At 70.3% G+C, this 11,641-nt stretch carries 13 protein-coding genes; 5 read left to right on the forward strand and 8 right to left on the reverse strand.

Translation table 11 applies throughout. The features are described 5' to 3' along the window. Positions 1-90: 90 nt before the first annotated feature. Both AWQ68_RS36450 and AWQ68_RS36455 read left to right on the forward strand, forming a co-directional pair. Positions 91-1,428, forward strand: coding sequence for a glutamine synthetase family protein (locus AWQ68_RS36450; protein WP_218007197.1), 1,338 nt, complete (start codon positions 91-93; stop codon positions 1,426-1,428). A gap of 36 nt (positions 1,429-1,464) precedes the next feature. Beyond that, positions 1,465-2,712 (forward strand): cytochrome P450, encoded by a 1,248-nt coding sequence (locus AWQ68_RS36455; RefSeq protein WP_066950103.1) that lies wholly within the window; start codon positions 1,465-1,467, stop codon positions 2,710-2,712. A gap of 329 nt (positions 2,713-3,041) precedes the next feature. Here AWQ68_RS36455 and AWQ68_RS36460 read toward each other — a convergent pair whose 3' ends face one another. Further along, entirely contained in the window at positions 3,042-3,815 is a 774-nt protein-coding gene (locus AWQ68_RS36460; protein ID WP_066950107.1) for a glucose 1-dehydrogenase, read from the reverse strand. An 85-nt stretch (positions 3,816-3,900) separates the two neighbouring features. Here AWQ68_RS36460 and AWQ68_RS36465 point away from each other — a divergent pair, with 85 nt between their 5' ends. After that, positions 3,901-4,518 (forward strand): TetR/AcrR family transcriptional regulator, encoded by a 618-nt coding sequence (locus AWQ68_RS36465; RefSeq protein ID WP_066950110.1) that lies wholly within the window; start codon positions 3,901-3,903, stop codon positions 4,516-4,518. Between the two features lie 31 nt (positions 4,519-4,549). Here the strand turns inward: AWQ68_RS36465 and tet are convergent, their stop codons facing one another. Continuing rightward, complete coding sequence (gene tet / locus AWQ68_RS36470; RefSeq protein WP_281217832.1) at positions 4,550-5,761, reverse strand: Tet(A)/Tet(B)/Tet(C) family tetracycline efflux MFS transporter; 1,212 nt, start codon at positions 5,759-5,761, stop codon at positions 4,550-4,552. A 74-nt stretch (positions 5,762-5,835) separates the two neighbouring features. On the opposite strand from tet, the gene AWQ68_RS36475 reads away from it, so the two are divergent. After that, positions 5,836-6,438, forward strand: coding sequence for a TetR/AcrR family transcriptional regulator C-terminal domain-containing protein (locus AWQ68_RS36475; protein ID WP_066950116.1), 603 nt, complete (start codon positions 5,836-5,838; stop codon positions 6,436-6,438). Positions 6,439-6,705: 267 nt separating this feature from the next. Here AWQ68_RS36475 and AWQ68_RS36480 read toward each other — a convergent pair whose 3' ends face one another. From AWQ68_RS36480 to AWQ68_RS36505, 6 genes are all read right to left on the reverse strand, one after another. Next, entirely contained in the window at positions 6,706-7,170 is a 465-nt protein-coding gene (locus AWQ68_RS36480) for a MarR family winged helix-turn-helix transcriptional regulator (RefSeq protein ID WP_066950119.1), read from the reverse strand. Then, on the reverse strand, positions 7,167-8,585 hold the full coding sequence (locus tag AWQ68_RS36485; RefSeq protein ID WP_066950121.1) for an MFS transporter: 1,419 nt from the start codon (positions 8,583-8,585) through the stop codon (positions 7,167-7,169). The genes AWQ68_RS36480 and AWQ68_RS36485 overlap by 4 nt, the downstream gene beginning before the upstream one ends. A gap of 275 nt (positions 8,586-8,860) precedes the next feature. Beyond that, positions 8,861-9,232 (reverse strand): hypothetical protein, encoded by a 372-nt coding sequence (locus tag AWQ68_RS36490; protein ID WP_066950122.1) that lies wholly within the window; start codon positions 9,230-9,232, stop codon positions 8,861-8,863. Positions 9,233-9,255: 23 nt separating this feature from the next. After that, positions 9,256-9,624: a roadblock/LC7 domain-containing protein gene (locus AWQ68_RS36495; protein WP_066950202.1), complete on the reverse strand. Its 369-nt coding sequence runs from the start codon at positions 9,622-9,624 to the stop codon at positions 9,256-9,258. Between the two features lie 35 nt (positions 9,625-9,659). After that, positions 9,660-10,559, reverse strand: a complete 900-nt coding sequence (locus AWQ68_RS36500; protein WP_066950124.1) for a hypothetical protein — start codon at positions 10,557-10,559, stop codon at positions 9,660-9,662. A 3-nt stretch (positions 10,560-10,562) separates the two neighbouring features. Beyond that, a complete protein-coding gene (locus AWQ68_RS36505) occupies positions 10,563-10,961 on the reverse strand; it encodes a roadblock/LC7 domain-containing protein (RefSeq protein ID WP_245656456.1) in 399 nt (132 codons plus the stop codon). Positions 10,962-11,150: 189 nt separating this feature from the next. Between AWQ68_RS36505 and AWQ68_RS36510 the strand changes: the two genes are divergently transcribed. Then, the gene (locus AWQ68_RS36510; RefSeq protein ID WP_066950127.1) at positions 11,151-11,639 is read left to right on the forward strand and encodes a 2-thiouracil desulfurase family protein; all 489 of its coding nucleotides are present in this window, start codon (positions 11,151-11,153) and stop codon (positions 11,637-11,639) included. The last annotated feature ends 2 nt before the right edge of the window (positions 11,640-11,641 follow it).

Consider the following 11,641-nt stretch of genomic DNA (forward strand, 5'->3'; position numbering starts at 1 on the left):
CAAAAACGGACTCTTGTTGTCCCCCCAATTGCGGCGTATTGTTTGCGTCCAAATGAACCCCCCATGTGCTGTCACTATCGAGGAGGCCACGTGAGCACGGAGTCCGCGGAACGGGCCGTTCAGCGCCTGCAGGACCAGGGCGTCGACGTCGTCCGTATCGGCTATCCCGACCTCATCGGCACCGACCGCGGCAAGGACGTGCTCGTCGAACGGCTCCCCGAGGTGTGCGAGAGCGGCGTCGCCTTCTGCCGCGCCGTCTACTACACCTCGCCGCAGGCCGACGTCGTCCCCGTGCCCGGCGGGCTCGACGAGGGCCTCCCCGACATCTCGATCCGTCCCGACCTGTCCACGCTCGTCCCGCTCGCCTGGGAGCCCGGAGTCGCCTACTGTCTCGGCGACGCGGTCAACCCCGCCACAGGAGAGCCCTTCCCGGAGTCGCCGCGCGAGGTCGTCCGCGCCGCCGCCGCCCGGCTCGCCGAGCTCGGACTGACCGGTGTCGTCGGCCCCGAGCTGGAGTACTTCCTGATGGAGCCCGACGGCGCGGGCTGGAAGCGCTACGACGACGCCCCCGGCAACGTCTACGTCGTCGGCGCCAAGGGCGACCGCGGCTCCCACGTGCTGCGCACCCTGCGCACGCTGCGCGGGATGGAACTCGGCGTCACCATGGGCAACCACGAGTTCTCCGGCGGCCAGTTCGAGATCAACCTCCACCACTCCGAGGCCGTCGACGCCGCCGACCGGGCCTTCCGCTTCAAATCCGCCATCAAGGAGCTGGCCCGCCGCGACGGCATGATGGCCACCTTCATGGCCAAGCCGTTCAACGACGAGGGCGGCTCCGGCTTCCACGTCCACATCTCCTGCACGGACGAGAGCGGCCGCAACATCTTCGACGACCCCTCCGGGGCGTACGGGCTCTCGGACCGGGCCCGGCACGCCATCGGCGGCATCCTCGCGCACGCGCCCGCGCTCGCCGCCCTGCTCAACCCCACGATCAACTCGTACAAGCGGTTCGGGCCGGACACGCTCGCCCCCTGGCTGATCGACTGGGGCCTCGACAACCGCAGCGCCATGCTGCGCGTCCCGCCGGAGCGCGGCGCCGGCGCCCGCCTGGAGGTCCGGCTCGGCGACGCCTCCGCCAACCCCTACCTCGGCATCGCGGGCCTGCTCGCCGCCGTCTACCTCGGCATCCGCGACCGCGTGGAGCCGCCCGCCCCGCTCTCCGGCTACGGCTACGACACCAGTAAGGCCCCCGTGCTGCCGATGTCGCTGCCCGTCGCACTGGACGCCCTCAGCGCCGACACCGCCTTCAACGAGGTCCTCGGCAAAGAGTTCACCACCGCCTACCTCGCCTACAAGCGGAACGAGGTCGAGCGCTTCTCCCAGTTCATCACCGACTGGGAGTTCCGCGAGTACGCCTACCACCTCTAGCCATCCGTAGTTCCTGAAACCCCTTCTGGAGGATCAATGCGCCTGGAAGACGTCGACCTGGCGGACAACGACAAGTTCCTCGACGGCGACACCCCGTGGCGCATGTTCGACGTGCTCCGCGAACAGGCCCCGGTGCACTGGCAGGACGAGGGCGACCACGGCAGCGGCTTCTGGTCGGTCACCCGTCACGCCGACATCGTCCGCGTCGACCGCGACCCGGCCACCTTCACCTCCATGAAGTTCACCAACCTGGAGGAGGTCGACGACCGGCAGGCCACCATCCGGCGCTCCATCCTGGAGACCGACGGCCCCCGGCACAGCGTGCTCCGCCGCATCCTGCAGCGCGAGTTCACCCCCAGGGCCGTCGCCGGCTACGAGGTCTTCCTGCGCGGGCTCACCGCCCGCACCCTGGACGCCGCGCTTGCCAAGGGCACGTTCGACTTCGTGAAGGAGGTCGCCGCCGACTTCCCGATCAACGTCCTGGCCAAGATGCTCGACGTGCCCGCCGACGACACCCAGCAGCTCATCGACTGGGGCAACCGCATCATCGGCAACACCGACCCCGACTACGCCGACGTCCTCCTGCACAGCGAGGAGAGCGAGAAGTACCGCGACCTGCCCTTCCGCAGCCCCGCCTCCATCGAGGTCTTCGAGTACGGCCGCGAGCTGGCCAGGCAGCGCCGCGGCGGCGACGGCACCGACCTCGTCAGCAAGCTGGTCAACGAGACCCCCGCCGACGGCGTGCCGCTCTCGCCGACCGACTTCGACAACTACTTCCTGCTGCTCGTGGTCGCCGGCAACGAGACCACCCGGCACGCCATCTCCCACACCATGCGCGCCCTGATCGACCACCCCGAGCAGGCGGAGAAGCTCCGGCAGGACCTCTCCCTCATGCCGAACGCGGTGGAGGAGTTCCTGCGCTGGGCCTCCCCGGTCTACCACTTCCGCCGTACGGCGACCCAGGACGTCGAGATGCACGGGCAGAAGATCGCCGAAGGCGACAAGGTCGTCATGTGGTTCGCCTCCGGCAACCGGGACGAGCGGGTCTTCGATTCCCCCTACACCTTCGACGTGACCCGGCAGAACAACGACCACATCACCTTCGGCAAGGGCAGCCCGCACTTCTGCCTGGGCAACGCCCTCGCCCGCCTGGAGATCCGGATCATGTTCGAGGAGCTGCTGCCGCGCATCGCCGACATCAAGCTCGCCGGCGACATCCGCCGGGTCCGCTCCAACTTCGTCAACGGCATCAAGGAGCTCCCGGTCACCGTCACACTCGCCTGAACACGAGTCCCGGCGTGGGGGAGCGGTCCTCGCGTCGATGAGGGGCGCTGCGCTGCGGCGGGTGGCTGTTCCGGCGCGCCGTGATAGTTGCGCTCTGGTGATGCCGCTTTCGCGGCCATCGCGGGCGCGGTGGTACAGGGCACGGTCCTACGCGCGCCTCCACAACCACCCGCACTCCGCTCCGCTCCCCACCGCCCCCCACTTCCCGCCGTCACGTCCCGTGTTCCGCACTTCCCCGCACCTGGGCATGGTCGATCGCCGTCCGAAGGCGTGATCGCGGCGGCCCCTTCGGACGGGATAGCAGGGTGTTTCCGCCCGAGGGAGAGGGCTCACAGGCAGGAACCGCCCGTGGCGTCGATCACTCGCCCGGTCACCCAGCGTGCGTCGTCCGAGGCGAGGAAGGCCACGATGTCGGCCACGTCTTCCGGCTGCCCGACCCGGCCCAGCGCGGACAAGGAGGCCGCGTGGGCTTCGGCTTCCGGATTGCCGCGCAGCCAGCTCGCGTTGACGTCCGTGTCGATGACGCCGGGGGCCACCGAGTTCGCCGTGATACCTCGGGGCCCCAGCTCCTTGGCGAGGTTCAGGGTGAAGGTGTCCAGGGCGCCCTTGGTGGCGCCGTAGGCGATGATCTCCGGCATGGCGAGACGGGCCGCGCCGCTGGAGATGTTGATGATCCGCCCTCCGTCGCGCAGCCGCTTCAGTCCCTCCTGCACGATGAAGAACGGCGCGCGGACGTTCACGGCGAAGACCTCGTCGAACTGCTCCTCGGTCAGCGAGGCCAGATCCGAGCTGCGGCCGATGCCGGCGTTGTTGACGATGATGTCGACGCTCCCGTCAGGCGCGTGCTCGCCTATTTGAGCGTCGAAGGCGGCCCACAGGGAGGCCGCGTCGCCGTGCCGGCCCAGCTCCGCCCGCAGCGCGAACGCCTGGCCGCCGTTCTTCCGGATGCGCTCCACGACCTCGTACGCCGCCGTCTCATCGCGAGCGTAGGCGACCGCGACGGTGGCGCCGTCCCGGCTGAAACGTTCCGCGATGGCCCGGCCGATGCCCCGGCTGCCGCCGGTGACCAGCGCGACCTTGCCCTCAAGTCCCCGTGCACCCATGGTGATTACCACCTTCCGATTTGTTGAGCGATTACTCAAGAAAGAACATACCATCCTTCTTGAGTGGTCGCTCTAAAATGGGGGCGTGAGCGATACGGATGTCAGGCGAGGGCGGCCACGGACGTTTGACCGCGGCGCGGCGCTGATGGCGGCCACCCGGCTGTTCTGGGAGCGCGGCTACGAGGGCACCTCCATTGGTGATCTGACCGAGGCGATGGGCATCAGGCCCGGCAGCCTGTACGCGGCTTTCAAGGACAAGAAGTCGCTGTTCCAGGAGGTCGTGCACAGCTACGGCCGCTCGCCGGTCGGCGGGTTCGTGGCTGTCGCCCTGGAGGAGGAGCCCACGGCCCACGGTGCGTTCGCGCGCATCCTGCGGGAGGCGGCGGTCATCTATCCCGACCCGTCCCACCCGGCCGGCTGCCTGACGATCAGCGCGGCGACCAACGTCGCCCCGCAAGACGCCGAGATCGAGGCGTTCCTGCGCAACCTGCGAAACGAGAACCTGGCCACCTTCGAAGCCCGCCTGCGGGTGGCCCAACAGGAGGGCGAGCTGCCACCTTCGGCCAACCCCCGTTCGCTGGCCGCGTACTTCGCCGCAGTCATCCAGGGCATGTCGCAGCGCGCCCGCGACGGGGCCACGGCGGCCGAGCTGACCGAAACCGCCGAACTGGCGCTCGACGCTTGGCCCGGGGCACGACGCTGATCACCTCAGCGTGACCTGTTAGCGCTGGAGATCAGTCGATGGACGGCTCGGTCTCCCGAGTGAGTCGGGCCGGCGCTTTCACGGGCAGCCGTCTCGACCGCCGGAGGGCCGGAACGCACAGCACGTACAGCGCCGCGCCGCAGACCCACACCCATCCGTCCCCGACATGGATCGTCGCGGAGTAGAGCGCGGTGAAGGCGAGGGGGCCGACGATCCCGCTGACGCTGTTCAGGCTCGCGAGCACGCCTTGCAGCCGGCCCTGACGGTCGTCGCCCACCGCCGTCGAGAGCAGCGCCTGGAGGGCGGGGGCCGCGACCCCGCCGAGAGCGAGCGGCAGCAGGATGGGCAGAACGAGCCAACCGCTCGCCGCGATCGACAGGGCGAGGAACCCGACGGCGTCCGCGCACATCCCGAGCGCGAGGGCGCGCCGTTCCCCGAGCCGGGCGACGAGCGGACCGGTGACCAGGGCCTGGGTGAGAGCGTGCACAGTGCCGAACGCCGCGAGCGAGAGCCCCACCGTGAGCGGATCCCAGCCGAAGCGATGCTCGGTGAACAGCACCCACATGGAGCCGGGGATCTGGCCGATCAACTGCACGAGTCCGAACACCGCGAGCAGCGCGAGGAGTCCGGGGACCATGCGGACCCAGCCGAGCGACCCGACCGGGTTCAGCGCGGCCAAACGGAAGGGCTCCCGCTCGGCCCGGGGTAGCGGCACGCGCGTCTCGCGCAGGAGCAGCGCGCCGACGAGCAGGTTCAGGCCGTTCAGCCCGGCCGCGGCGAGGAAGGGAGCGTGCGGCGAGAGCCCGCCGAGCACGCCGCCCAGTATCGGCCCGGCGACCATCCCGATTCCGTAGCACGCGCCGAGCATGCCGAACCGGCGGGCGCGCTCGTCCTCGCCGGAGACATCCGCGATGGCCGAGCCCGCCACCGCCGTCGTCGCTCCGGTGATCCCGGCGACGGCCCGGCCCAGATAGAGCACGCCGAGGACGGGGCTGAGCGCGAGCACGAGGTAGTCGGCCGTCGCTCCCGCGAGCGAGACGAGCAGCACCGGCCGACGGCCGAACCGGTCGGAGATCGCGCCGAGCACCGGGGCGAACAGGAACTGCATCACCGCGTAGAGGGCCGTCAGGACCCCGACCTGGAGAGGGACACTGCGTGGCGCCACCAACCCGGACAACAGGGTGGGGAGCACGGGCATGACGAGCCCGAGTCCGAGCGCGTCCAGCGTCGCGGTCGTCATCACGACCGCGAGGGTCGGGGAAGATCGGGAGAGAGTCACTTTATCGACGATAAATTTATCGGCGATAAGCTGTCAACATGGCCGCTCGCAAACCCCGCCTCGACCGCGCGACGATCGTCTCCACCGCCCTCGACCTGATCGATGAGTCCGGTCTCGACGCCTTCACCACCCGCCGCCTCGCCGACCGCCTCCAGGTCCAGCAGCCCGCGCTCTACTGGCACTTCCCCGGCAAGACCGCGCTCCTCGAAGCCCTCGCCGACGAACTGCTCGTCCGTGGCCACACCGCTTCGCTCCCGGAGCCCGGCGACACCTGGCGCTCCTTCCTCGACCGCAATGCCCGCAGCTTCCGCGCGGCGCTGTCCGCCGTCCGCGACGGCGCGCGCATACACGCCGGCACGCGCCCCCGGGGAGCGGGACGCGATACCGCCGAGCGCCAGGTCGCCTTCCTCGTCTCCGAAGGATTCGACGCCCGCGACGCGGTCTACGCTCTGATCGCGATCAGCCGGTACACCGTCGGCGTCGTGCTCGAGGAGCAGGCCGCCGACGAATCCGCCGAGCTCGACCCTGCTCCCGGGCCCCTTTCCGGGCTGCTCGACGCGGTCGCGGCGGCAGGTCCCGACGCCGAGTTCGACTTCGGCCTCGCCGCCCTGCTCGACGGGATCGCGTCCCGGCGCACCTGAGCCTCCCCGTGCTTCATACCGGCGAACGTTGTGGACGGAGGCCGGTGCGGAGGGAAAGCGGAGCGGAGTGCGGGTGGTTGTGGAGGCGCGCGTAGGACCGTGCCCTGTACCACCGCGCCCGCGATGGCCGCGAAAGCGGCATCACCGGAGCGCAACTATCACGGCGCGCCGGAACAGCCACCCGCCGCAGCGCAGCGCCGTAACCAGCGGCGCGAACATGGTCCCGCCGCAGCGCAGCGCCACTTATCGACGGCGAGGACCGCTTCCTCACACCCCGCCGTGGGTGAGGAGGTGGGTGATGACGCGGTCGAGGGCGTTGAGATCTGCCGGGTCCAGGGTGAGCAGTGCGGCGGGCGGTGTGCCGAGGATGCGCTCGGCGAGTTCGGCGGCCCGTACGCCCTCGGGGGTGATCGAGACGATCTTGGCCCGCCGGTCGTCGGGATGGGGAGAGCGCTCGACCAGTCCTCGGCGTTCCAGGTCGGCGACCACGACCGTGGTGTACGGAGGGTCGGTGGTGAGCCGTTCGGCGAGCCGGCGCAGTGTCAGTGGTCCCGCCGCGACGAGGCGGAGGGCCTTGACGCGGATGAAGCTCATGCCGAGGGCCTCGCACACTTCTTTGCGCCGTTCGTGCCGGTCGACGACCAGGCCGCGCATGCCGCGCCAGACGCGGATCGCGATTTCCTCGCCCTCGGACGCGGGTCTCTCGGTGCCGCGGTCGGGAAGGGCGTTCATCGGGACCTCGCCGGTTCGTACGGAGTCAGACGCGCGGCGGTCCGTTCGGCGGTGGCCATGGCCCACCCGCTGGTGCTGACGAGGGCGAGGACCAGGACGAGCAGCCCGTACGCGGCGACGATCCACCAGGTGGCGTGGCTGGCCCGGGTGAATGCCGAGACGTCGGTGGCCGAGGCGACCACCGATCCGGCGATGGCGACCCCGAGCGACTGGCCGACCTGGCGGCTGGTGGAGGCGACGGCGGCGGCGACGCCGGCCTGGGAAAGCGGCATTCCGGAGACGGCGGTGTTGGTGATCGGCGGGTTGACCACCGCGAAGCCGAGCCCGAAGACCAGGTAGATCGCCAGCAGGACCGGGATGGGCGTGGTGGGGGTGATCTGGGCGAGCAGGACCCCGGCGACGGCCATGCAGGCGCCTCCCGTGACGAGTGACATGCGGGGGCCACGGGCGCCGACCAGCCGCCCGGAGAGCGGTCCGAAGATCAGCGTCGCGAGCGCGGCGGGCAGCATGCAGAGCCCGGCGTGCAGGGCGGACAGGCCGCGGATGTCCTGCAGGTAGAGCGTGTTGACGAAGAGGAAGGTGCCGAGCGCGGCGAAGCCGGCCACCGCGATGGCCGCCGCTCCCGAGAACGGGGCGCTGCGGAAGAAGCGTACGTCGATGAGCGGCTCGTCGCGGCGCGGCTCGTACCAGATCAGCGCGACGAGGGAGAAGAGGGCGACGGCGAAGCACCCGATGGTGAGGCCGGACGTCCAGCCCAGGCCGGGCCCCTCGATGATCCCGTACGTCAGGGTGGCCAGCAGGAGGATGACGAGCGCCTGGCCGATGGGGTCGATCCTCCGCGGCTTCTCGGACTTGGACTCGGGGACGAAGCGCCAGGTGAGCAGGACGGCGGCCAGCCCGATCGGCACGTTGATCCAGAAGATGGACCGCCAGCCGACGCTGTCGGTGAGGACGCCGCCGACGACGGGGCCGAGGGCCATGCTGATGCCCACGACGCCGCCCCACACGCCGATCGCCTGGGCGCGTTCGCGCGGGTCGGTGAAGGTGTTCGTGATGATCGACATGGCCACGGGGTTGAGCATCGACCCGCCGATCGCCTGGAGCGCGCGGAACGTGACCAGCCATTCCAGGGTCGGGGCCATGCTGCACAACAGCGACGCGGACGTGAAGACGAGCAGACCGATCTGGAAGACCCGCCGTCGCCCGATCCGGTCGCCGGTGGAGCCGGACAGCATGAGCAGGCTCGCGAGCGTCAGCGTGTAGGCGTCGATCGTCCACTGCAGCCCGGAGACGGGCGCGTGCAGGTCGCGTCCGAGCGAGGGGAGCGCCACGTTCACGATCGTGTTGTCGAGGGACACGATCAGCAGGCTGATGCAGCAGATGAGCAGCACCAGGACCCGTCGGCGGCGATTCATTAGTTGCACTATTACAACGGTACCGTGTTGATTTGCCTCGCTTCGCTCGGCGGGCTCGGGGCGCCCGAAGTCGGCTCGTGCCCTCCTCGCTCGGGGCTCGTCCCTCGCCCGCTCGCTCGTCGGTTACTTCACCGCCGCGCCCCTCACGTCCCTCGCTCCCCACTCGCTCCTCAGTCCAGACACCGCCGCGCCCCGAGCGTGATGGTTCGGCGCCGTAATGATTGACGGTGCTCGCCCGGGAGGCCGCCCGCGCCGGCGGCCTCCCGGGGGAGCGGTCAGACCTCCAGGCGCTCTTCGATGGACCTGAGCTGGTGGCGGGCCATGGCCAGATTGGACCTGTTGCGATCGAGGGCCAGGTAGAGGAACAGCCCCTTGCCGCTGCGCCCGGTGACCGGGCGGATGATGTGGTACTGCGAGCCGAGCGTGATGAGGATGTCCTCGATGGCGTCCTTGAGCTGGAGCGACTCCATCGTACGGAGTTTGGCCTTGACGACCTCGGTGTTGCCCGCGGCCGCGACCGGGAGGTCGAGGTCCTTGGAGCCGCCGAGGGTGCCGAGGGCCATGCCGCTGCCGTAGTCGACGACGCAGGCGCCGAGGGCGCCGTCGATGCCCATCATCTCCTTGAGCGAGATGTCGATGTTCGTCATGTTCGTTCCTCCTGTTGGTTCGGCTATTCGCGTTCGACGATGGCGGCGAGCCTGGCCGCCGTCTTGCGGCCCTCGATCCGGAGCAGGCCGAGGTTGGCCCCCGGCCCGGCGAGAACGGCGAGGACGAGCTTGGGACCCGCGGCGTAGCACGCGGCGTGCCCGCGCGTGCCGGAGATCAAGGTCTCCTCGAGGGCGCCGACCTGGACGAGGTCGGTCATCCTGCGGGCCATCGAGATGAGCGCCGAGGAGAGCGCCGCCGTCTGCTCGGTGTGGCCGGAGATGTCGGTCGCGATGAGCATCCCGTCCACCGTGCAGGTGAGCGTGCCGGTGATCTCGGGCGCGCGTTCCCTGAGGAGGAGCATCTCCTCGTGTATTTCGCCGCGTAGATCCATCGAAATGCCCCTTCCGGCCCGCTTGAGCCAGGTGATCACTGCAGCGCCTCCAGTGCGTCACGCAGCCTGATGAGCAGCTTCACGTCGGTCGGGTCGGCGCTGACCTGTGGCAGGTACGGCTGTGCCGGGTCCGCCCCCGGTCCGGGGCGCAGCTCGGCCCGCGGCCCGCTCCGCTCGGCGCGTTTCGGCAGTGCCGGCCGGGCGGGCGTGGCCTGGTCGGCGTGGTCGGCCCCGGTCGCGAGCAGCCCCGCCGCGCCCAGCTCACGTACGGCGAGCAGGGTCGAGTAGGCGGGACGGCCGAGGCGGTGGGCCAGTTCGGCGGGTGTGGCGGTGGTGTCCGCTCCGAGCAGTACCTCCCACTGCAGCGCGGTCAGCACCACGTGCCGGCCGGGGATGCGCCGGACGGGGATCACCGGTCGTGTGTCGAGCTCGCTCGACGGCCATGCTCGGTCCAATTGGGCCTTCCTCCGCCGGCACTCCTGGAAGAGACCGGGCACGTCGAAGAACCAGTGCGTCCCGAGCCAGTGCCGCTCCCCGTCCCTGAACCGGGGCTTGGGCGCGGGACGGGCTCCGCCCGCGTCGGCCGCTGCGGCGAGCGCCGGTCCGAGCAGGAAGTACGAGGCGTCGAGGGTGGCGCCCAGGACGCAGAACTCCAGCTCGCCCCTGGTGAGGACGCCGGCGTCGACCAGCAGGTCGCCGCCGCTCTGCGGGCCGCTCTCCCCGGTGGCGGTCTGGCGCGCCTTCCTGACCGCGCCGACGCTGATCCGCCCGGAGGCGGTCAGCAGCTCCTCCACGCCGGGCGTCCCCGTGCACTCGGCGTACGACACCCGGCCTCGGGTGAGGAAGATCGTGCCGGCGCGGCCGATCTTGAGGGAGCCGGTGGCCCTGTCCTGGGCCAGTCCGGCGAGCATGGAGTCGAGGGTCGCGGTGGCCATGGGTCACGAGGCGATCAGCCGGTGGGAGATGGCCTGCAACCGGCGCAGGGCGAGGGCGAGGTTCGCCCGGTCGGGGTCGAGCCGGAGGCAGATGAGCAGCGGGCCGTCGAACATCGTCTCCATGGGTTTGATCAGGTGGTAGGCCCGGTCGGTGGTGATGATCACGTCCTCGATGCGTATCGTTCCGTCGGGCGTCGAGAGGGCGAGGCCGTCGAGCGTGGCGCGGAACGCCTCGCTCAGTCCCGCGGCCGACCCCTCCGGATAGGGCACGCCCTCGGCGGCGACCGCCATTCCGCTGGTGTGATCCACGAGGATCGCGTCAAGTGCGCCGGGGATCGTCATGGCCTCGGAAAGGCACTCCTCTATCCCGATCACGCGCAGCTCCCTCGCCGTGTCGTCCATACAGCCCGGCCAACACTAGAGATGCCGGTGCCCGCACAGCCCGCACGATCGATCGCGATAAGAGATGAGATATAAGGATTAGTCCCTCAAGGAGGAGAAATCTCCAACCGTATAGAAGAGTTGTATTTACGGGCATATATGAAGATCGCGCGGCGTATTTTGGGTTAAGGGTGGGAGAGAATAGGCGTCATGGAACGAGTCCTGGTCAGCGCCTGTCTCCTCGGCCGCAAGGTGCGCTACGACGGCGGCGCCAAGACGAGCGAGGACGAGCTGCTCGCGGCCTGGAACGCCGAGGGGCGGCTTGTCCCGTTCTGCCCGGAAGTCGCGGGCGGACTTTCCGTCCCCCGGCCGCCGGCGGAGATCGAGGGCGGCGCGGGCGGCGCCGCCGTGCTGGCCGGGACCGCGCGCATCCTGACGCCGGACGGCGACGACGTGACCGAGGCGTTCGTCGAGGGGGCCCGGCGGGCGCTCGACGCGGCGCGGGCGGTCGGCGCCCGGGTGGCGATCCTCAAGGAGGGCAGCCCCTCGTGCGGCTCGCTGCGCGTCTACGACGGCACGTTCGCCGGGCGCACGACCCCGGGCCAGGGCGTGACCACCGCGCTCCTCGAACAGAACGGCATCCGCGTCTTCAACGAGGACGACATCGCCGGAGCCGCCCGGCATCTCCGGGAGGGCTGACC

The sequence above is a fragment of the Microtetraspora fusca genome, from assembly GCF_001570365.1.
Taxonomy (GTDB): domain Bacteria; phylum Actinomycetota; class Actinomycetes; order Streptosporangiales; family Streptosporangiaceae; genus Microtetraspora; species Microtetraspora fusca.

Bases quoted from the DNA above. Each gene is read 5' to 3' on its own strand.
- AWQ68_RS36475 (WP_066950116.1), top strand. From the start codon at position 5,836: ATGGCCGCTCGCAAACCCCGCCTCGACCGCGCGACGATCGTCTCCACC.
- AWQ68_RS36495 (WP_066950202.1), bottom strand. From the start codon at position 9,624: ATGGATCTACGCGGCGAAATACACGAGGAGATGCTCCTCCTCAGGGAA.
- AWQ68_RS36460 (WP_066950107.1), bottom strand. From the start codon at position 3,815: ATGGGTGCACGGGGACTTGAGGGCAAGGTCGCGCTGGTCACCGGCGGC.
- AWQ68_RS36500 (WP_066950124.1), bottom strand. From the start codon at position 10,559: ATGGCCACCGCGACCCTCGACTCCATGCTCGCCGGACTGGCCCAGGAC.
- AWQ68_RS36490 (WP_066950122.1), bottom strand. From the start codon at position 9,232: ATGACGAACATCGACATCTCGCTCAAGGAGATGATGGGCATCGACGGC.
- AWQ68_RS36455 (WP_066950103.1), top strand. From the start codon at position 1,465: ATGCGCCTGGAAGACGTCGACCTGGCGGACAACGACAAGTTCCTCGAC.
- AWQ68_RS36480 (WP_066950119.1), bottom strand. From the start codon at position 7,170: ATGAACGCCCTTCCCGACCGCGGCACCGAGAGACCCGCGTCCGAGGGC.
- AWQ68_RS36485 (WP_066950121.1), bottom strand. From the start codon at position 8,585: ATGAATCGCCGCCGACGGGTCCTGGTGCTGCTCATCTGCTGCATCAGC.
- AWQ68_RS36510 (WP_066950127.1), top strand. From the start codon at position 11,151: ATGGAACGAGTCCTGGTCAGCGCCTGTCTCCTCGGCCGCAAGGTGCGC.
- AWQ68_RS36505 (WP_245656456.1), bottom strand. From the start codon at position 10,961: ATGGACGACACGGCGAGGGAGCTGCGCGTGATCGGGATAGAGGAGTGC.